The 22482-nt window shown below is 48.3% G+C and carries 14 protein-coding genes and 1 pseudogene; 11 read left to right on the top strand and 4 right to left on the bottom strand.

Annotated features, from left to right (window positions below):
* Positions 1–22: 22 nt before the first annotated feature.
* Complete coding sequence (locus NDK19_RS16170; protein WP_250632949.1) at positions 23–2077, bottom strand: tetratricopeptide repeat protein; 2055 nt, start codon at positions 2075–2077, stop codon at positions 23–25.
* Between the two features lie 445 nt (positions 2078–2522).
* Between NDK19_RS16170 and NDK19_RS16165 the strand changes: the two genes are divergently transcribed.
* Together NDK19_RS16165 and NDK19_RS16160 are read left to right on the top strand one after the other, a co-directional pair.
* Positions 2523–4019: a S10 family peptidase gene (locus NDK19_RS16165; protein ID WP_250632948.1), complete on the top strand. Its 1497-nt coding sequence runs from the start codon at positions 2523–2525 to the stop codon at positions 4017–4019.
* A 210-nt stretch (positions 4020–4229) separates the two neighbouring features.
* A complete protein-coding gene (locus NDK19_RS16160; protein ID WP_250632947.1) occupies positions 4230–7550 on the top strand; it encodes a UvrD-helicase domain-containing protein in 3321 nt (1106 codons plus the stop codon).
* 57 nt (positions 7551–7607) lie between these two features.
* On the opposite strand, the gene NDK19_RS16155 is transcribed toward NDK19_RS16160, so the two are convergent.
* From NDK19_RS16155 to NDK19_RS16145, 3 genes are read right to left on the bottom strand one after another with little or no spacing between them, the layout of a single operon-like run.
* Positions 7608–8474: a UbiA family prenyltransferase gene (locus tag NDK19_RS16155; protein WP_250632946.1), complete on the bottom strand. Its 867-nt coding sequence runs from the start codon at positions 8472–8474 to the stop codon at positions 7608–7610.
* Between the two features lie 4 nt (positions 8475–8478).
* Complete coding sequence (locus NDK19_RS16150; RefSeq protein WP_250632945.1) at positions 8479–10812, bottom strand: PAS domain S-box protein; 2334 nt, start codon at positions 10810–10812, stop codon at positions 8479–8481.
* Between the two features lie 60 nt (positions 10813–10872).
* The gene (locus NDK19_RS16145) at positions 10873–11832 is read right to left on the bottom strand and encodes a VOC family protein (RefSeq protein WP_250632944.1); all 960 of its coding nucleotides are present in this window, start codon (positions 11830–11832) and stop codon (positions 10873–10875) included.
* Between the two features lie 134 nt (positions 11833–11966).
* Between NDK19_RS16145 and NDK19_RS16140 the strand changes: the two genes are divergently transcribed.
* The 9 genes and pseudogenes from NDK19_RS16140 to NDK19_RS16100 all read left to right on the top strand — a co-directional run.
* On the top strand, positions 11967–14864 hold the full coding sequence (locus tag NDK19_RS16140; RefSeq protein ID WP_250632943.1) for a hypothetical protein: 2898 nt from the start codon (positions 11967–11969) through the stop codon (positions 14862–14864).
* Between the two features lie 80 nt (positions 14865–14944).
* Positions 14945–15391, top strand: a complete 447-nt coding sequence (locus tag NDK19_RS16135) for an Hsp20/alpha crystallin family protein (RefSeq protein WP_250632942.1) — start codon at positions 14945–14947, stop codon at positions 15389–15391.
* A 297-nt stretch (positions 15392–15688) separates the two neighbouring features.
* Positions 15689–16936 (top strand): competence/damage-inducible protein A, encoded by a 1248-nt coding sequence (locus NDK19_RS16130; RefSeq protein ID WP_250632941.1) that lies wholly within the window; start codon positions 15689–15691, stop codon positions 16934–16936.
* Between the two features lie 246 nt (positions 16937–17182).
* Complete coding sequence (locus NDK19_RS16125; RefSeq protein ID WP_250632940.1) at positions 17183–17626, top strand: PaaI family thioesterase; 444 nt, start codon at positions 17183–17185, stop codon at positions 17624–17626.
* Positions 17627–17654: 28 nt separating this feature from the next.
* Positions 17655–17885, top strand: a complete 231-nt coding sequence (locus NDK19_RS16120; RefSeq protein ID WP_250632939.1) for a hypothetical protein — start codon at positions 17655–17657, stop codon at positions 17883–17885.
* A 66-nt stretch (positions 17886–17951) separates the two neighbouring features.
* Positions 17952–19892: a threonine--tRNA ligase gene (gene thrS, locus NDK19_RS16115; RefSeq protein WP_250632938.1), complete on the top strand. Its 1941-nt coding sequence runs from the start codon at positions 17952–17954 to the stop codon at positions 19890–19892.
* Positions 19893–20158: 266 nt separating this feature from the next.
* Positions 20159–20902, top strand: coding sequence for a DUF2490 domain-containing protein (locus tag NDK19_RS16110; RefSeq protein WP_250632937.1), 744 nt, complete (start codon positions 20159–20161; stop codon positions 20900–20902).
* A 48-nt stretch (positions 20903–20950) separates the two neighbouring features.
* The gene (locus NDK19_RS16105; protein WP_250632936.1) at positions 20951–21706 is read left to right on the top strand and encodes an acyl-CoA desaturase; all 756 of its coding nucleotides are present in this window, start codon (positions 20951–20953) and stop codon (positions 21704–21706) included.
* 553 nt (positions 21707–22259) lie between these two features.
* Positions 22260–22482 (top strand): annotated as a pseudogene (locus NDK19_RS16100) (IS5/IS1182 family transposase); the annotation flags it as partial.

Here is a 22482-nt window from a genome sequence, read left to right as displayed (position 1 = left end):
AAGTTACGAAATCTGATATGAACTAATCTATCCTGACGCCAATCAATAAAATATCATCAATCTGTGGCTGATGCCCCATCCAGTTGTCAAGTGTGGTTTCCAGATACTGTTGTTGCTGATGAAAAGGCATCTGTGAGGCCTTGTGCAGCACTTCGCGGAGTTGCGTAACCATAAACTTGCGGTTGGCAGGCCCTCCAAACTGGTCTTGAAAACCATCGGAACACAAGTAGAAGGTAACAGGTTGGTCAAGCCTGATGCTATGCTCTTGAAAATCAACACCTTCCAATGTAGAGCCAATGGAGTGCTTAGTTCCTTTAATGACGTGGAAAGCATCGTCCTGCACGCAGTACAAAGGATTCATAGCGCCGCTGAAATACAGTTGGGAAGCAGGCAAATCAATATAGCAGATGCCAAGTTCCATACCGTCGCGGTTGTCGGAGCCTTCTTTTTGCAATGCTTTGCGCACCCCTTTATCTAACAGATTCAGTATCCGCCCGGGCTGATAAACATTGCGCAGATTGACAATCTGATTGAGTAAGTCATTGCCAATCAAGCTCATAAATGCGCCGGGCACGCCGTGTCCGGTACAGTCTGCCGCTGCAATAATCATGCGCTCGCCCGAGCTGCCGTTTTCCAGTTCGCCAATATCCTGAAACCAATAAAAATCGCCTGAAACAATATCGCGCGGCCTGTAAATGACAAAAAACTGCGGCAGCGATTTTTTAATGCGTGCTTCGGTGGGCAAAATTGCCGACTGGATGCGTTGCGCATAGTTCAGGCTGGAAGTGATATTTCGGTTGCGCACCTCCAACTCACTCAGTGCAAGAGCAATGCGGTCTGCCTGAATCCGTATTTCTTCGTGTTTCTGGTTGATTTCTTCGTTTTTAATCATCAATAGCTGATTAGCTTTTTGACGTTGCTTCCAGTTGCGATAGAAAACGAAGGCTAATGCCATAAAAAGCAACAAAACAGACGAAACTCCTGCCAACTGCCAACGATGTAACTCAACCTCTTCTTCTTGCAGTTGTTTTTCTTTGGTAAGCAGGGCAATTTTATTTGCCTGTTGTTCGGTTTGATAAAGTGTTTGCAGGCGGGCGATTTTATCGGCACTTTCCGCATTGAACAATGAGTCGCTGAATCGGTGAAACAGGCGATGGTACTCATACGCTTCTTTGAACTTGTTTTGCTCTGCATAACATGCAGACAAGCCCTGATAGGCGGCAATGATTTGTTCTTTGAAATTCAGCGCAAGTGCTTTTTCCAATCCTGTTTTGTAGTAGCTGATGGCCTCGTCGTATTGCCCCAATTGCCGATATGCAGCAGCGGTATTGTTGTAATTTTCGGGCAGTTTAGACACGCGGTCAATTGCCTGATTAATATTCAGCGATTTTTTAAAGAATGTGAGCGCTTGCAAGTAATCACCTTTGCGGTAATACGCTTCGCCCAAATCATTCAGGCTTACGGCCACTTTATTGCGCAACCCCAAGGAATCATTGATGACTAAACCTTTGTTAATCAAATCAATAGCGCGTTCATAGTTGCCTTTTTCCACATAAACCAACCCCATATTGTTAAGGCAGGTAGCCACTCGTTCGCGGTTGCCCATTGCCTGATAGGTTGCCAGCGCATTTGAAAAATAGGCATATGCCTCATCAAAGCGTTTCAGCGGAAGGTGTGCCAGTCCCATCAGGTTATTGACACGGGCAATACCGGATTTGTCTTGCAACCGCTCAAAAATCCGCAGTGCTTGCAGATAGGTATCAATAGCACCGCCATAGTCGCCGATGTCTTCCAGATACATGCCCTTAATCCAGTAAGAGGCTGCAAGACCGCGGTCGTAGCCTATGCGGCGTGCATAGTTACTGACCGAATCTGCCATGATACGCACGCTGTCAAGCGACTTGCCGTACAGATTAAATGCCAAGGTATTGAGTAAATCTATGCGCAGGGTATCCGCCAAGCCGGGCTGTTTCAACTGTCTGCGGACACTGTCCAAAGCGTTGTCTTTCAGCGTAGTTTGAGCAAAAGCCAGTGAAACAAAGGCGTAAAAAAACAGGTTGATAGCAATCTTTTTCACAATGCCCAAAAATACGGAAATTTATTCGCCGCTAAACGTCTTGCGTTTATTTTTGATAATTTCAGCAGCCGTGTAATGTTTGGCATAAGTAGTTGAGTACGTTCTGCATAGCATGAAGAGTTTCCCTTTCTATTCTATACACTATTAAGCATTTAACACAAACATGACAGGTCTTTGAGACCTATCATGTTTAAATACCTGTTTTTCATTAATTTATACAAAGCATTTTTCGCAAATCACTTGTGTTTTTGTATGCATGTAGGCATAAAAATACGGATATGCAGCCCCCTGATGAGGCAAAAAAAGGAATAGGACATCATTTTTCTACCGATATGCAGTGCCTATGGCACATAACCGACGTGCAACGGGGACATGTTGAAATGTGATTCAATTTACTCAACTGCTTATTATCTTGCCGATTGATAAACATCTGCTTTTAACACATATGAAAAACGCAAAACACATTCTGCTACTTCTCGCCTTTTGTTGCTTCGGTGCGATGTCTGCAACGGCACAAGACAAAGCCAAAGCGGCCCCTGCCCCCGATATGCCGCTTTCGGTAACGCAGCATCAAATCACGCTTAACGGACAGGTATTGCGCTACAAGGTAACAACAGGCTACCTTACTCTGCGCGAAGAGGATGGGAAAGCCCGTGCTAATATTTTTTTCGTGGCATACACCAAAGACGGTGTTACCGATACGCGCACCCGCCCCGTAACTTTCACCTTTAACGGAGGCCCCGGCTCTTCGTCGGTGTGGCTGCACATGGGCACTGCCGGCCCCAAACGCATCCTGATGAGCGACAAAGGCGAAGCACTTGCACCGCCCTACCAAATTGTGGACAACCCGCATACATGGTTAGATGATACCGATTTGGTGTTTATTGACCCTGTGATGACGGGCTACAGCCGCCCTGCGGAAGGCGTGGACAAAAAAGAATTTTTGGGCTACAACGAAGATATCACTGCCGTCGGCGATTTTATCCGCCTATGGACAACCCGTTTTCAGCGTTGGCATTCACCCAAGTATCTGGCAGGGGAAAGCTACGGCACTACCCGCGCAGCAGGGTTGAGCGGCTACCTGCAAGACCGCCACGGCATGTACCTGAACGGGCTGATTCTCATTTCCGCCATCATGAACTTTCAGACTGCCCGCTTTGAAAAAGGCAACGACCTGCCCTATGCGCTGTTTCTGCCCACTTACGCAGCCATTGCATGGTATCACAAGCAATTGGGCAGCGAATTTCCCGACCTGAAAACGCTGTTGCCGCAGGTGGAAAACTTTGCCATGAACGAGTACACGCTGGCACTGATGAAAGGCGACCGCCTGACAGATGCAGAACAGAAAGCCATTGCCGAAAAGTTGAGCAAATTCACAGGACTAAGCGTAGAATATTTACTACAAACCAATTTGCGCATCAATATTCAGCGTTTTTGCAAAGAATTGCTGCGCCGCGAACGCAAAACAGTCGGCAGGTTAGACGGGCGCATCACAGGCTTTGACTACGACTACGCAGGCGAAACCAACGAATTTGACCCAAGCTATAATGCGGCTATCTATGGCCCTTACACCATGGCAATCAACGACTATGTGCGCCGCGAATTGAAATATGAAAATGATTTGCCCTACGAAATCCTGACAGGGCGCGTGCAGCCTTGGAACTACAACAATGTGCAAAACCAATACCTGAACGTATCGGAAACGCTGCGGCAGGCTATCAGCAAGAACCCTTACCTGCGCGTGCTGGTTGCCAACGGCTACTACGACCTTGCCACGCCCTACTTTGCCACCGACTATACGATTCATCACATGTTTTTAGACCCTTCGCTGCGCAACAACATCCGCATGACCTACTACGAATCGGGGCACATGATGTACATTCATCAGCCTTCGTTGGTGCAGTTGGACAAGGATATTTCGGCGTTTTTGAGTGGGAAGTAAATAGCGTCTTCTGTTTTACCGCAAAGTGCGCGAAGGCTCAACCGCAGAGCGCACAAAGAAAAAAAATTGTCAGAAAGACGTTTAGCGTGCTTGGCGTAAAACTTAGCGGACTTTGCGGTAGAATATTAAAGTTCGTTCTAATTTTCTCAATCGTCTGAAATTAACGTTCAAAAAAAGAACTTTGCTCAACCGCTTCTTCCATTACTGTCTATGTCCCAATTCAAGGTATATCGCTCATCTGCCGGGTCGGGGAAAACCTACACGCTGACCAAGGAATTTCTGAAGCTGGCACTGGCTGCCCCTGCCAACGGCGAGTTTTTCAGAGGCGATTATTATCGGCATATTCTGGCAATAACTTTTACCAAAGATGCCGCCAAGGAAATGAAAGAGCGGATTATTTCTGCTTTGCGGCAAATCAGTGAGTTGCCCGAAGGAGCAAGTTCCGCCTTTTTGGACGAACTCACTGCCGAAATATCCGCCGAGTACCCTACGGGAAACTGGACAGTTGAAAAAGTACGCAGCCGCGCATCAGCTACCTTCACGCACATGCTGCACCACTATTCCGACCTTTCGGTAAGCACCATAGATTCCTTCAATAACCGCGTGGTGCAGTCTTTCACCAAAGACTTAGACCTGCCCTATAACTATGAAATAGAACTGGAAGCCGATGAACTGTTGGAAGCGGCGGTCAATCGCCTGTTGGAGCGCGTGGGCACACACGGCGATGCCACTCTGACGCGCCTGATGCGGGGGTTTACCCGACAGGAAACCGAAGAAGGCAGGCGCTGGCGTACCGACAAGGCACTCATTGAATTTGGTGCTCATCTGTTCCGCGAAGACAGCCGCCTGATGGTAGAACTGCTGTCGCAAATTCCTATCGAGCGGTTTTTATACATCCGCCAGCAATTGAATGATTTTTCTCAAAATATTGAAAATCAACTGTTGGAACTTGGAAAGGAAGCCGTTAGCCTGATAAAACAACACAGAATCAGCGATGAGGCACTGGCAGGCGGCAGTCGCGGCATTATATCCTATTTCCGTAAGTTCGCCGAAAAAGACTTTACGGCATTTATTAACGGAGCAAGCGATACTATACACAACAATGTGCGCGACGGCAAATGGACTTCAACCAAGGCAAAAGCCTACGACAAACAAGCGATTGAAAATATTGCAGGTGATTTGACGCGAATTTTTTATGACATAGACCACCTGCGCGACCAACATCTGATAGTTTATAACGAATCCAAACTGGCGCTGCGCAGCATCTATCAGTTGGCCGTTTTGGGCGAGTTGCGCCGCGAAGTGGATATGCTCATGCTGGAGCGCAACAAGGTGCATATCAGCGAATTTAACTACCGGATTAACCGCATCATTGAGTCGGAGCCTGTACCCTATCTCTACGAACGCATGGGTGAGCGCTACCATCACCTGCTCATAGATGAGTTTCAGGATACTTCACAAATGCAGTGGCACAATCTGATTCCACTGATAACCAATGCTTTAAGCGGCCGATATACGAACATGGTAGTGGGCGATGCCAAGCAGTCCATCTACCGCTGGCGCAGTGGCAATGCCGAGCTGATGGTGCAACTGCCCGATGTACCCACCGTGCTGCCCGATTCGCCCATTGCAGAAGAAATCGGCGTTTTTAGGCAATATTATCAACCATATCATTTGGAATACAACTTCCGCAGCGTTGTTTCTATTGTCAATTTCAACAACGAACTTTTTGATTGGACAATAGAAAAGTTCAGTGCCGAGTACCCCAATCTGCCGCGCTACTATGAAAAAGGCCGACAGCAGCCGCGTAAAAAGGAAACCGGACATGTGGAACTGCTATTGCTGGGAGAAGACCACAAGATAAAAGCGGCAGCATATGCCGATAAAACTTTCCAAACCTGTCAAGAAATTATCAATCGGGCAGTGGTCGATGGTTTCCGCCTAGGGGAAATTGCCATCATCTGTCGTACCAATCGGGCAGCTATTGAACTGGCAGGCAGACTGGTAGAAGCGGGCTATCGCGTTGTTTCGCCGGAGTCGCTGCTCATCAGCAATTCGGCACGGGTGCGTTTCATTGTCGGCTTTATGCAGATTATGGTGCAGCCATTGAACCCGATTGTTAAGTCGGAAGTACTGTATTTCCTCTACAAACACCTGAAAATTGACGGCATCAACGGCGACTATTCAGGCGAAACGCATCGCGAAGTAGCGGAAAATGCCAAAAAACCGCGTGTCAGCGAATTTCTGCAATTCATTCGCGACCGATTTGGCAAGCGTCTTATTTTCAGGGCTTTGCAATATCTTTCGCTGTATGAAATCGGCGAGGAACTCATCCGCATTTTTGAGTTGAACGACGACCCTTCCGAGCAGATTTTCCTACAAAGACTGCTGGATGAACTGCTGGCTTTCAGTCAAAACCGTAGCAATAATCTGGCTGATTTTGTGGAATATTGGAGCAAAAAAGCCGATAAAATTTCGGTTTCCATGCCTCCTTCGGGGGAAGACGCCATCCGTTTGATGACCATCCACAGTGCCAAAGGGCTGCAATTCCCAATTGTGATAGTGCCCTTTGCCGACTGGAAACTTACTGCCGACGGCAAGTCGTATATTTGGGTGCCTTGGCGAAACGAGCAACTTGCTCCCGAACTGCCCGCACTTTGGGTGCCGGCCACACAAAAACTGGAAAAGACTTCCTTTGCCGACTATTTCCTATTAGAAAAACAGGCCATACTCACCGATGCACTCAACGTATTGTACGTAGCTTTGACAAGGCCTGAAAATCGGCTTTACATTATCGGCAAAGCGCAAAAGTCCGGCGAGAAGCCAAGCAATGTCAGTGCACTTTTGCTGGCTTTTGCCGAACAGATGGCAGCCAAAAAGATAGCTGTAAGCGACTCGGTGCGCTACCTGTTTGCCGAGGAAACCGCCCCCGTGCAGCGAAAAGTTACCGCCCCTGATGTAAAATCCTACACGATGACAACATTCCTCAGCACGGAAAGCCGCGATAAATTGCGCATGAGACGCGGCGACAAGGGCGAAGGCGAGAATCGCATTAACATTCAGGCATTGTATGATGCCCGCAAACAGGGCTTACTGCTGCACTATGCCTTTGAAAAAGTGCGCTATGCGGAAGATGTACCGCTGGCCGCTGCTGCCCTGTTGCATGAAGGGCTGATTACCGCACAGGAAAAAGCCATTTTACAGGAGAAAATGTTGCAACTGCTGGCTTTGCCCGAAATTGCGCCGCTGTTTGAAGCGCTGCCCGGGCGCGTAGTCCTCAACGAAAAAGAGTTGATTGCCAAAAAAGAAGGCGAGCGCGACAGCAAGACCCTCCGCCCCGACCGACTGGTGATAGACCCGCAACAAATCACCATTCTTGACTACAAAACAGGCATTGAATTGCAGCAAAAACATGCCGAGCAAATCAGAGGATATGCCCGCCTGATTGCACAAATTCCCGTATATGCCAACCGCCCCGTGCGTGCACTGCTGCTCTACACCGAAGAGGAGAAGGTGGTAGCGGCTTTGTAAGTACTTTGCGGTAAAATAGAACGCTCTCCATGTGCTTTCTCATCGCTTGCAATGGCATCACCGCATTGCCCACAGTACCAGATAAAATCCGTTCAGGCAAACGGCCGATAGCAGATTGAGCCGCATGGTATTTTTGAAATCTGCACGTGCAGGCGAAGCAAACGACTGCCGCATCCACCACAAAAAAAACAGCAGCACCGGAGAAAGAGCCGCTACAAAACCTATGGCAACAAATGGGGAAAAATACTGTCGGAAATAGCCGATAAAACCTGCCGTGGCAATAGTAAACACAAACATTGTGTAAATAAAAGTACCCCTGACACCCAACAAGAGGCTTATGGTTTGGTCGCCGCGGCGGGCATCTTCCTCATGCTGATAAATCTGGGTCATCGGGTAAGAACCAATCAGCATCAGAGAGGAAAGCGCGGCAGGAATCAGCCATTGCGCCGTCATCAATTCTGCCCAGCCTTTGCCCGTAAGCGCTTGTGCAGAGCTGATAAACACAAAAAAGCCTTGAAAAACACCAACAGTCAGCAGGCTGACAATCGGATATTTTTTCAATCGCACTTGGGGGTGGCTGTATGCTTTGGAAACAAGACCATAGACCAACAGTGCAAGGGCAAACTGCCAACTGACAAGCACCCCCAGCGCAACACCCATGGCATCGAACAAAAGCGCAGTTGTGTATAACTCGCGGCTGACGGGAGGTGGCTTTTCCAACCCGCCAATGGCACCTTCGTCTTTGTCAAAGTAAGAGTTGTAGCCGTTACTGGCAGGATAGACAAATACATGCCATGCCATAAAGGCAATGACAGCGGGGAAAGGTGTCAGTGCGGGGGCACTTACCGCACAGGCAAAAAGAAAGACCGGCAACAGGAAGAAAGAAAACGGCAGCCGCAGATGCAGTAAAGTAGAACGGTGCATGTCATCAGGTTTTCGGTAAATATACGCGGAAAACCGAACCTTTACCGGGCGTACTTTCTACCTCAATGCTGCCGCCCATGGTTTCTATCTGGTGTTTGGTGAGGAATAGCCCCAGCCCTTTTCCTTCTTTGTCGGTATGCAGGCGGCTACTCATGCGGAAAAGTTTATCGCCGTCTTTCATCAGGTCTATGCCTACGCCATTGTCTGCCACTGCAATGACCACAAAATCGCCTTCTTCGTAGGCTCGTATATCTATCTGACAAGGCGTATCGGGGCGGCTGTACTTCATCGCATTGCTCAACAGGTTGTGCAAAATGCTGTCTATGTATGCCGGCAGGGCGGCAACCGTCAGTTGTGGCGGAACCGCCACGCTGACTTTGGTATCATCTGTACGACGGCTGCGGAGCAATTCAAGATTGTCCCGAATAGCATCCAACAGGTTTACAGGCTCTCTTTCATTGGTTTCTGCCATGCTATCCACGTCCAGCAGCGTATTCATCTTGAAAATGGTACTGTCTAACTGGCGAGTAGCCGATTGCAGCATATTGAGGAGTTCTGCATCGTTGGGCATTGCGTAGAGCAAGTCAGAAATCGACAAAATATTGGCTACCGAAGAGCGTAGATTGTGGGAGGTAATGTATGTGTACTCCTTCAATCGCTCATTTTGCCGTTTGGTCAGTTCAATGAGTTGTTCCAGTTGCTTATTGCGTTCCAATAATGCCTGCTCACTTTGTTGAATGGCTATCTGAATTTTTTTCTGCTCGTCAATGTCCTGAAAAGCGCCGTAAACGCGCACACACCGGCTGTTTTGCCACTCGGGGATGCCGATGGCACGTACCCAGATTGCCCGATTGGTAGCAGTCAGCAGTTCGAGTTCCATGTCAAAAGATACCCCCTCATTTATCGCCTTGTTCAGTGCCTCCGCTATCTTTTGACGACTTTCGCCTTCTTTGTAGAAGTTAATAGCCGTGGCTACATCAGGCTGAAAACCGAGTGGTACTTCGTGCAGCATACGGGTTACATCGCTCCAAATCAGTTGCTGATGAATCACGTCTAACTCCCATGTTCCTATGCGGGCCGCTCTGCCGGTTTGCTCGAGCAGGTCTTTGGTATGCAACAGAGCTATTTCGGCCCTTTTTTCCGTGGTGATATCTTTTGTTGCACCAATAATATGGCCTTGCGTATCACTCTCTCGCTTGACAATACGGTTAAAATCCCACATCCAGCGCACTTCGCCGGCTTTGGTAGTAACGCGATATTCATTAATTTTTTCTTCGCTGTCTTGTAGGCGATTCTTTCCTCTGATAATGCGTTGGGCATCTTCCGACCATACGATGCTTTCCCATGTTCCGGGTACTTTAAGTTCTTCAAAAGAGTACCCCAATATGCGTTGAACATTGTCTGAAACCCATTCTAAATACAGTTGGTCTCCCTCAATGCGTGCGGCATATACATAGTCGGAAACCAATTCGGTCAGCATTCGGTAGCGCTCTTCACTGCGCTGCATGTTTTCGCGCGCCTTGAGTTCTTTTGTTACATCTTTGCTGGAGGCGAACACCAATTTGCCGATAGCCCTGCTGCTCCACTCCAAACTGCGGTAGCTGCCATCGCGGCTGCGGTAGCGATTGATAAAGCCTGTAACGGTTTGCCCGTTGTCTAACATGGCAAGTGCTGCTTGGGTAGGTGCTATATCATCAGGATGGATGAAGGATAATACGTTTTTGCCTATCAACTCTTCGCTTTTGTAGTGCAATACATTTTCCCATGCCGGATTGACCCGCATAAAATGCCCCCGTGTATCTACCATGCAGAGCATTTCGGGTACAAGCTCGAAAAACTCTTCGTAGGTTTCTTTGTGCGCACGCAATTGTATGACATCCATTGCCTCCTGAGCAAGCAGGCGCAAGGCCTCACGTTGGTGTTCTGTCAGCCTGCGCGGCTGCTTGTCTATGACACAAAGCGTACCGAGCGCAAATCCGCTTTTGTCTATCAGCGGGCTGCCCGCATAAAAGCGAATATCGGGCGAACTTGTTACCAACGGATTATTGGCAAACCGCTCATCTTTCGTTGCATCCGTTATTTCAAAAATATCCGACTGTTTGATGGCATGATTACAAAATGCGTGTTCAATAGGCGTACCGTCAATGTCTAATCCTATTTTAGATTTGAACCACTGTTTTTCGTCCGTCAGAATGGTAATCAGTGAAACAGGTGTTTCGCAAATGAGAGCAGCCAGTTGTGTCAAGCGGTCAAACTCCGGCTCGCTCAAGGTGTCGAGGATATGATATTCCTCTAATTTTTTGGAACGGTAGGGATAATTTGGTACCGCTTGCTGCATACAATCATTTGCTAATTAAACAGCCTAATGTAACAAGTTTTTGGAAAAAGCCGTTTGTCGTTACCTGTCAAGATATCTGGTGCGTGCAGTAGTGCGCCCGTCTTCTTGATACATCTCCATTTGCATACCGTCAGGAGTGGATGTGATGGCAAATGTATAAACGGTGGGCGCATCATAATATTGCATCCGAGTAGGGTCTAATGCAAAGAAATAGCCTTTTGCTTTTGCATTTTCAAAGGCAGGTCGTATGTCTTTGTACATAAAGCCCAGATGGTCAATGCCGTAACGGAAGAAATCGGGGCTACGGCGGGCTACTTTGCTTCGGTCGAGCCCCATGCCTTCGGGAGTGGCCAGCACAAACGTATGACCGCCCACCAGCATAGTGGCAACCTGCTCACTGCGGTTGATAACCTTCCCCTGATATACTTCGGAGAAAAATTTAATATTAGCTTCCAAATCTTCCACTATGTATTGCAAGTGGTCAATGCCGAAAGGAGTAATGCCGCTGTCATTCTTGCGTTCAACAATAACAATGCGGTTATAATCAGGCCCCCAGAGTACCGCTGCTTTGGCAGAAGGCTCGGCAGGCAACTTGAAATTTTCGTTGATGAATACAATGCCTCCTTTTTTAAGTTTGGCAATGGCCTTTTTCAAGTTTTTGGTGCTGAATGCCAGCCAGTACATGCCGTACATGGGCGGAAGGTCGGGAGAAGGTTCTATTTGCGTGCGATTCCAGCGCTTGGGGTCGCGCACCCGCATACCCGGGAAAGGGCCTCTTGATGATACATTGATAGTGGACTGACCGGGGCGAACCAACAGAAAATCAATAAACTGAAAAGGGTTGATTGGTTGTTGTGCCATCGGGCGCGCGCCAAAATGCTTGATAAAAAAGCGATTGGTAGAATCTCTGTCGCTCATATAATAGTGAATATCATCAAGCATAATTGGTGCGATATCGTCCTGCGCTGCTGCGCCAAAAGCCAGCAAGGCTGCAAAAATTGTGTAGAATAGCTTTTTCATATTGCTTTGAGTGAGACGGGTGAATAACAAATTGATTAACTAAATTAACTAATTTCTGTTGAGACTTCATGCGAAAAAGCGGGAAAAATTTGTATTATGTTTGCCCCAACACGTTAAAACTCTTCGGCAAGCCTATGTTGCGCTTTCTCGGTTGCCTTTTGCTCTTGGCAGCAGGCAGGGTGCTGTCTGTTGGTGCACAAGATGTATTCTCGGTACAGCAAACGCCGTTTTCGGTGCGCTGGCAACAATTGCAAACACCTGAGTTCAGGCTGATTTTTCCTGCCGGAGCAGAGCAGGAGGCGCAGCGGACTGCCAATGTGCTCAATGCCATCCTCCACCCGGGCGCACAGCCTTTTGCCCCCGTGGGGCGTAGCCTTGGCAGGCAGCCCAGGCGCATCAGCATTTTGCTGCAAAACCGCACCACGTTTACCAACGGCTTTGTCAATCTGGCGCCGCGCCGTTCGGAGTTTTTTACCATGCCCCCGCAAAACAACAATGACTTCGGCACTGCCGATTGGCTTTCGCTGCTCTCTGTGCACGAAATGCGCCACGTAGTACAATATGACAAGGCAAAGACGGGGCTGAGCCGTTTGGTGTACTGGGTGAGTGGCTACAACGGATTGGGTGCAGTGGCCAATCTGGCGGCTCCGTGGTGGTTTTTTGAAGGCGATGCAGTAGTTACGGAAACACTCATGCTGCCCGGGGGCAGGGGCAGAGTGCCCAACTTTGACCTGCTCTACCGCACGCAGTTGCTCAGCAGCGGCGGATGGGGCTATCACAAAGCGCACCAGCGTTCGTTCCGCGATGCCGTACCCGACCACTACGTACTGGGCTACCACCTGACCACTTACCTTCGTCGCAAAGGAGGCGCACAGGCATTAGACCGCATTACCAAGCAGGCTTTTGCATGGCCGATTGTACCCTTTACGTTCAGTAATGGCATTCGCAAAGTAACAGGGCGCTATCTGGTGGCTGCCTACCGCGACATGAACCGCGAATTGGACAGCATCTGGCGCAATCAGCAGCAGCAACTGTTCAAAGAACAACCCTTGACTAACCTCCCTGCCAAGCGGCACAAGCACTATGGCAGGCCGACTTACACCGACTTTTCATTTCCGCAACCGCTGCCCGACGGCCGCGTAATTGCCTTGCGGCAAGGCATGAGCCATATTCCGCAAATAGTGGAAATGCCTGCCGACAGCAGCCGACAACAGGCAAAGGTGCTGTTTACACCCGGGCTGGTAGTAGGCAACGGCATGTTTTCCGTTGAGTCGGGCAAAGCCGTATGGGTAGAATATGAATTTGACCCGCGCTGGCAAATGCGCAATTATCAGGTGGTGAAGGTACTGGATTGGGAGAAAGGAAAGGTGCAATCGCTTTCGCGCAGAAGCCGCTACGTGGCAGCGGCACTTTCGCCACAGGCAGACCAAGTAGCTACCATAGAAGTAGCGGAAAACGGCTTTCAGCAGATTCTGATACTGAACAGCAGCAGCGGCGAAGTGCTGCAAAGGCTGCCCAATACCGACAGCCTTCGGTACTCCATGCTGCGCTACGACACAGACGGCCAACACCTGCTCTGCCTCCGACACAAAAACGACGGCAGCACTGCCCTTTCACGCATTACACTGACAACCAATACCATACAAGACCTTCTGCCCTTTGGCTATGAAAACATCGGCGCTCCGGCAGCTTCGGCAGAATGGGTATTTTTCCACTCCTCTTACAGTGGAATAGACAATATTTACGCCCTGCATAAGGCAAGCGGCAAACGCTGGCAGGTTACGGCGCGTCCCTTTGGCGCATACAATCCTAAGGCTTCGCCCGACGGCAAATACCTGTACTTCAATGACTTTACTTTGTATGGCATGGATATCTCCCGCATTGCCGCCGATACGGCTTTGTGGATACCCTTTGAGCAGGTAAAACCCGTGCCTACCGATTATTTCCGCCCTTTGCTGCAACAGGAGCCCGAACTTGCCCAAACACAGGGAATACTGAAAAATCCGCCGCGACGGAGCTATCCCATGCGCAAATACGGCAGGTTCAGCGAACTGTTCAATATTTACAGTTGGTCGCCATTTATCAGCCCCAACAATTTGGAACAGTTGGAAGTAGCCCTCTATTCCCGCAATCTGTTGAGCACAGCCATTACTACGGTCGGCTATCGGTTCAATGCCAACGAACAAACGGGCAACTGGTTCGGGCAGTTCAGCTATCAGGGCTTCTATCCTGTCATAGATGTAAACCTGAGCAGTATTGAGCGCCGCAGCAATGTGCGCGTAAACAATCAGGTCAGCGAATTGCAGTTTACCGAAAACGTAGCAACGCTGGGCGCTCGCATCCCGTTGGTGCTGACCAACTCCCGCTTTCTGCGAAGTGCCAATCTGGGGACATCGGCTTCTTACAGGCAGACAGGAAATTTCCGTGGGCAGTTCGCCGACCGTTTCCGCAGCGGTGAACTTTGGAGCGGCGGCCTGAATTTCAGCTATGCCGCCACTCTGCGCCGTGCCGAGCGCGACCTTGTGAGCAGATTAGGCTTTACTTATGCCGCCTCTGCGCGTCAGGTGCTCGCCAGCCGCGATTTTGAGGGCGGGCAGTTTGCCACACAAGGGCAGATTTTCCTGCCGGGTGCGCTGCGCCACCATGCCCTTACCCTGCGCGGTGCCATGCAATACGAGCAGCAAAGCAACTATCGGTTTACAAGCCCTATTCTGTTTGCGCGCGGCTATGCTTACCGCAGCCATGAGTGGTATTACGGCAGTGCCATTGAGTACCGTATGCCCCTGTGGTATCCCGATATTTCGCTGGGGCCGATTGCCAACCTGCAACGCATCAAAACCATGCTGTTTTACGACTATGCCGTAGGCGACCGTACCACCAACTATCAAACCGTGGGCATAGACCTGACGATGGATTTTAATGTGGGTAGAATGGCTCAACTGCTTTTTGATGCAGGGGTGCGGCTGATGTATTTTCCGCAAACCCAAACAACAGGCGTGGAATTGGTTGTCGGGCGCGTGGGCATCCGTTAAAAAACTAAACAAGATGACTTTTGTCATTTTTTTCATGGGCAGAAATAGTCAAATTGCCATCAAATAAACCGACAAACAGTATGGAAACGCTATTCCCACGCCGCAATAATCCCTTTCATCGTTTTGGCGAACGCTATGGTCATTATTTTGGCGATAACGAATTTTTAGGCCGCTCCCCATTGGGCGACCATATATCCATTGCACCGCACACGGCTGCCAACATCAGCAAAAATGGCGAGGCTTATGAAATAGAAGTCGTAGCGCCGGGATTTGACAAAGACGACATAGAAATCAGTGTGCATCAGGGCATCCTGACCGTAAAAGCCGACAAGAAAGTTAAGCACAGCAAACAGGAAAAGGAATACATCCTGCACGAATACAACCACGAGATGCTGGAGCGCTCATTCAAATTGCCTGACAACGTGAATGCAGATGCCATCAGCGCGCGCTATGAAAACGGCATTTTGTACTTGCAACTGCCCTACAAACAGGTTACAAGCGCCAACAAGCAGATTATGATTCAATAAGCCCCCGATGCATACCAACCTGACGGGTATCCCAAGCCCGTCAGGTTTAAAATTTTGTTTTTCAACCACTTATACAAAACATTTTTCGCAAAATCACTTTGCGACTTGTATTATTTTCCCGCCTGTGAGCGCGTGCATCCGCCGAAAATTTTATGAGGTGCTTTTTGGGAAGGCTTCGTCATTAGAATATCATGCACGCACCCCGTAGCTGCTCCTTGCAAGGTTACATCTGTTTTCGCTATTTGATGGACATATCTGCCGAAAGATGTAATTTCAAGCCCTGAAAAATCACAAGCTATGAAACAAGTTCTTGCCGAAATTATCACCATTGGCGACGAAATACTTTACGGGCAGATAACCGATACCAACTCTCAATGGATAAGCGCCGAGTTAGATAAAATCGGCGTTCGTACCATCCGCAAAACGTCCGTAGGCGATAACCAAAGTGCCATTGTAAATGCCTTGCAGGCTGCCGAAGCAGTGGCCGACATCATTCTGATAACAGGAGGTTTAGGCCCTACCAAAGACGATATTACCAAGCGTACGCTGGCAGATTATTTCGGTACGGAACTGGTATTTGACCAGTCGGTATTAGACAACATTACGCGCCTGTTCAGTGCCCGCGGGCGTGAAGTTACGCCTACCAATCGGCAACAAGCCTACGTGCCGGCCAACTGTAAGGTATTACAAAACCTGATTGGCACGGCTCCGGGCATGTGGTTTGAGCACCACGGCAAGGTGTTTGTTTCTATGGCAGGCGTGCCTTATGAGATGAAAAAAATGATGAAAGAGGCAGTGCTGCCCATGTTGCAGGAACGGTTTGAAACGCCCCACATCATTCATCGGATGATTAAAACCATCAACATTCCCGAATCTACGCTTTCCGATATGATAGAGGAATGGGAACTGGCACTGCCGCCACATCTGAAACTGGCCTATCTGCCGCGCATGGGGCAGGTGCGCCTGCGCATCACGGGTATAGGCAAAGACCGTGATGCCCTGTTGGCCGATATCAACCGCGAAACGGAAAAAGTAGTGGCCATTATCGGCAAACACTTCTACGGCTACGATGATGACGAGATAGAAACTACCGTGGCCGCGCTGCTGCTCGAGCAAGGTAAAACCATTGCTACTGCCGAAAGTTGTACGGGCGGCTACATTGCCCATCAGTTTACGCAACATGCCGGCTCGAGCCGTTATTTTGTAGGCGGTATTGTGGCGTACAGCAACGAGGTAAAAGTTTCGCAATTAGGCGTGCTGCCCGAAACACTGGCGGCGCACGGGGCGGTCAGTGAAGAGACCGTTCGCCAAATGGCGGAAAACGTGCGAGTGCGCTACGGAGCAAGCATCGGCATTGCTACCACAGGCATCGCAGGCCCCAATGGCGGCACACCCGAAAAACCCGTAGGTACGGTATGGATAGGCTACGCCGACGGTACACAGGTAATTGCCAAAAAATTAGCCCTTTCACAGGAGCGCAGCCTCAACATCAGCCTAACCTCTAATGCTGTTCTCGATTTGGTAAGAAAACAACTTTCTTTATAACGCAACGTTCACCCTGCCTCAACAAGGCGGTATGCTCACAGGCAACCTAAAATCGCCTTTATCAAAAGCCGTTGTCGGGGCTTTCAGCAGCAGGTGTCCTGAAAGCCCGTTAGCGGTATACTTTGTACGATGCTATAACCCCTGCCGCAGAGCATTGACTTTCCCGATTGCACAGAGGCCAAACACTAAACAGTTATCGGATTTGAAAAACGCCTTGTTTATATATATTTGCACAAAAAAATAGTGATGCTGGAATATTTCCGACAATACATTGGCCGACCTGCTTCTGAAATGCCTGCGCCACCATTTACCCAATGGCTGAACGGCACGCTGAGAGTGGTGGAACAGGGAGAAATGGAAGCCGAATTTATCGTTCGCAAAGAAATGACCAATCCGGCGGGGATGCTCCACGGCGGTATTCACTCGGCTATTTTGGATGACATTGTCGGCATGACGGTCGCCTTGTATGGGCTTGAAAATCTGTATGTGTCGGTAAATTTGTCGGTGGATTTTCTTGCACCCGCAAAAGTTGGCGAAAAAGTTATCGCACGTTCAAAAGTTACCCGTGCAGGTAAAACGATTGTCAATGCGGTGGCAGAACTTTATAATGAATCGGGAACACTGTTGAGCCGTGCAACAACCAACATGGCCAATACAGGGTTGCCCGCCATTCGTTCACAACAATTTTAAATTCATAAAACCGAATCATATTATAACGATGAAGAAAATTCGCTTTGCATTATTCGCATTCATTTTGCTGGGTGCTGCTTCCTGCGGCATCAAAAATCACAACCGTGCCAAGTTAGTGCCTGTTAATGCCGACGACACACGCATTTACGGCGATATTGGCGGCCCTGCGCTGCAATTGGCCAATAAGTACGAAGACGATAAAACAGGTAAAACTCAGGAGCGTATAGGCGCTATTCGCGACAAGTTTTTCCCTAAATAGTACCGTAAATAATTTGTCCGTTGCGCTTGCAGTTGTACGCAAGCGCTTTTTAATTTTTTATCTGATATGAACATCAAAATTACACTTCCCGACGGCAACGTTCGTGAGTTTGCCCAAGGTTCGTCCGGAATGGACATCGCACTAAGCATCAGTGAAGGTCTGGCGCGCAACGTGCTGGCTGCCAAGGTCAATGGTGAGGTATGGGACGCCACCCGCCCGATTATGCAAGATGCTACCGTGCAACTGCTGACATGGAACGACGCAGAAGGCAAGGCCACTTTCTGGCATTCATCGGCGCACCTGATGGCAGAAGCGCTGGAAGCCCTTTATCCGGGCATCAAATTAGGTATTGGCCCGGCTATTGAAAACGGCTTTTACTACGACATCGATTTCAACGGCCATACCTTTACGCAAGATGCCTTTGAAAAAATCGAGGCAAAAATGCTGGAACTTGCCAAGCAGAAAAACACTTTCAAGCGTTCTGAAGTAAGTAAGGCCGATGCTGTTGCTTATTTTACCGAAAAAGGCGACCCGTATAAGTTAGAACTGATAGAAGGCCTTAATGACGGCGAAATTACTTTCTATCAGCAAGGTAATTTTACCGACCTGTGCCGCGGGCCGCACATTCCCGACACAGGATTTATCAAGGCTGTTAAACTTTTGAACACAGCCGGTGCATACTGGCGGGGCAACGAAAAAAATAAGATGCTGACCCGCATTTACGGCATCACTTTCCCCAAAGACAAGGAACTGAAAGAGTACCTCACCCTGCTGGAAGAAGCCAAAAAACGCGACCACCGCAAACTGGGCAAAGAGTTGGAACTCTTTACTTTCTCTGAAAAAGTAGGGCAAGGTTTGCCACTGTGGTTGCCCAAAGGAGCTATCCTCCGCGACCGCTTGGAGCAGTTCCTGAAAAAAGCACAGGTTAAGTCAGGGTATCAGCAGGTAGTTACGCCACACATCGGCAGCAAGCAACTTTATATAACTTCCGGGCACTTTGCTAAATACGGCAAGGATTCTTTCCAACCCATCCATACGCCCGATGAAGACGAAGAGTTCCTGCTCAAACCAATGAACTGCCCGCATCACTGCGAAATTTATAAAGCCAAACCGCGTTCCTACCGCGATTTGCCGCTGCGTTTGGCAGAGTTCGGTACGGTTTATCGCTACGAGCAAAGTGGTGAGTTGCACGGTCTGACCCGTGTGCGCGGCTTTACGCAAGACGATGCGCATATTTTCTGCCGCCCCGACCAAGTAAAAGAGGAGTTCAAGAAGGTAATTGACCTTGTACTGTATGTGTTTTCGGCATTAGGATTTGAGGAGTACATTGCCCAAGTATCGCTCCGCGACCAAGAAGACCGCAGCAAGTACATAGGCGATGATGAACTGTGGGAAAAAGCAGAAAGTGCCATTATTGAGGCCACACAGGAAAAAGGCATGAAAACCGTAGTGGAATATGGCGAAGCCGCATTCTATGGCCCTAAACTGGATTTCATGGTGAAAGATGCACTGGGGCGCAAGTGGCAACTGGGCACCATTCAGGTGGACTACAACCTGCCCAATCGCTTTGAGTTGGAGTACATCGGGGCTGATAATCAGCGACACAGGCCGGTGATGATTCACCGCGCGCCTTTCGGCTCTATGGAGCGTTTTGTGGCCGTACTCACCGAACACTGCGCCGGCAATTTCCCGCTGTGGCTGTCGCCTGACCAAGTGGCAGTATTGCCAATTTCGGAAAAATATCAGGACTATGCACAGGAATTATTTAATCTGTTGCAGGAAAATGACATTGCCGGATATTTAGACGAACGCGATGAAAAAATCGGACGTAAAATCCGCGATGCAGAGGTTAAGAAAGTACCGTTCATGCTGATTGTAGGCGAAAAAGAGCAGCAAGAGCGCACCGTAGCTGTCCGCAAAAAAGGCGATGGCGACTTGGGAAGTATGCCGATTGATGGCTTCATAGCCTACTTCAAAGAACAAATTCACGCGGCTTTGAACCATTAGCAAGCGCTCATTAGCGAAGTATATAAAAACGCAGGAGATTTGTAAAAAAGTGCGTGTAAATACTTGAAAAACACGTATTTAAACCTAACAGGTATCAAAAACCTGTCAGGTTCGTGTATCAACTGATTGGAAGCCTCACATGGCAGTTATCACCATGCAGAGGCTTCCGATTTTTTTGGTTAAACATAAAAATTTTAGGCTCAATTTAAACGGCTTGGTTGCACAACTGCTTATTGGCTACATTTGCCGTCTTTTTGACAGACGGAATGGCAAAAAACAGTTATTTGACAAGCATTGGGTTGCTTGCAGTGTGTTTATGCAGCCTTGCCCCACAAGCAAAGGGACAAGACGAAACATTGGGCAGTTGGAATACAATCAACATTCGCTATGCCTACACGCCGCAGTTGAGCTTTTTCGCTGAGGCACAGTTGCGCTCACTGCGTTTCTACGACCATTTCCACTATCACGAATACAAAGGCGGTTTTACCTACAAAGTTTACCCAAATGTATATGCGGGTATGGGCATGGGGCAATATGACACTTACCGTGAAGGAGGAGATTTTGTGCGCCCGAAGAATAACAGCGAAATCCGCCTGTGGCCGCATCTTTCGCTGACACAATACATCGGTAAGTTAAAAATAGAGCAGCGCTACCGAATGGAAATGCGTTTTTCTGCTAATGGCTACCGCAACCGTTTCCGCTATCGCTTGGGGGCTGCCTATCCTTTCGGGGATGACAAAAAAGGCTATCAGCCCTATTTGTTCAGCGTTACCAACGAATTATTTTTTACCGACCGTGAGCCCTATTTTGAGCGCAACCGTCTGGCTTTTACGCTCAATCATCGGTTTTCGCCGCAAGTTTCGCTGCAAGTCGGCTATTTGCACCAGTTTGACTATCGCATCAATGATGAAACAGGTGCTGATTTCCTGCAAATTGGATTATTTATAGAACTTTCGCGCAAAGCGACAACAAAAAGTACAACCATAGAATCGGAAATTAAGGAGAATTAGGAATCTTTTGCAGACTTTTGGGGTTTTAAATTCATTCCTTACCAAAAAATGACAGTACTTATCTTCATTGTTGTCCTGTGGTATTCAGGACTTTTTTTTCAAAGTTTTTTCCTTCATCGCTATGCTGCCCACCAGAGTTTCAGTATGTCCAAACTGACAGAAAGAATCTGTTTTGTGCTTACATGGCTTACACAAGGTTCTAATTATCTGAGTGCTTATGCATACGGCGTGATGCACCGCATGCACCATGCTTTTGCAGATACCGAAAAAGACCCTCACTCACCCAAGTATGACCACAACCCGATTCTGATGATGTGGCGCACCAAAAACCGCTACACGGATATTTTGAAAAAGCGGGTACAAGTAGATGAGCGATTCCTGAAAAATGTACCGCAGTGGCAGTCATTTGACCTGTTTGCCAGTTCGTGGTTCTCACGCATTGCGTGGGGGCTTGCCTATGCCGCTTTCTTTTACTTTTTTGCAACAGCTTGGTGGCAATGGATTTTTTTGCCTGTGGCATGGCTAATGGCACCCATTCACGGCATGATTATCAATTGGTTTGCGCATAAATACGGCTACACCAATTTTAAAGTGAGCGATACTTCCAAAAACTTGTTCCCTTTTGACTGGCTGATGATGGGCGAAGCCTACCACAACAATCACCACAGATTCGGGGGCAGACCCAACTTTGGCGGTGTGCGCTGGCACGAAATTGACATGACTTATGTCATCATGGTGATTCTGGAAAAATTTGGCATTATTCGCATGAATCGCGTAATGAGCCAAGTACACAGAGAAGTATAAATCAGCCGATGGGCTGCAATTCGGGCGAATAATTTCGGATTGCGGCCTGTTTAAGTAAGCACATGACAGCGCATCGCATAAGCACACAGCGTGTTGCAAATGGCGCAGTTTTCTGCTGATTTTTATAAGCAGGTGAGCAAATTAACGCATTCTTTTTTACCGCAGAGTGCGCAAAGGTTTAACCGCAGTGTACACAAAGAAAAAATTTATCATAAAAACACTTAGCGCTCTTTGCGTAATACTCAGTGGGCTTTGCGGTAAATTTGAAAGGTCGTTTTAAATTGCTCACTTACTTAACTAAGCCTGACGGATTTTAAAAAATCTGTCAGGCTTAATTGTTTGATTTTTAATTACTTACGTAAAATATTTCCTCAAACAACTTCTGTATTTTCAGGTTTATATGAAATAGCGGTGTATTCTGTTTTTACCTGCTCAACAAAACTCACCGCAAGCAAATGTTACTCTGATAAGTAACAAAAAAGAGGCTGTCCAAAAAGTCTGGACAGCCTCTAATTAATTGATTATCTTTGCTTTGCAAGCAGTATATAAGTGCATGGGCAAAGTAGTCTTTAAGCAGCGACCGGGCAAAAGTCCCGAACTGTTTCCGGTCAATATTTTTGATAAGATTCCTGACAACCATCCTGTCCGGCTGGTAGATCAGGTAGTGGAGCAATTGGATATCGCAGAGTTGGTCAAGCGCTATAAGGGTGGCGGCACATCGGCCTACCATCCGCGCATGATGCTCAAAGTGATTTTTTACAGCTACCTGTCCAATG

The organism is Rhodoflexus caldus, from assembly GCF_021206925.1.
GTDB classification, from domain to species: Bacteria; Bacteroidota; Bacteroidia; order Cytophagales; family Thermoflexibacteraceae; genus Rhodoflexus; species Rhodoflexus caldus.
Note: the sequence above shows the minus strand (reverse complement) of the source record. Positions and strands in the feature narration are given on the sequence as shown.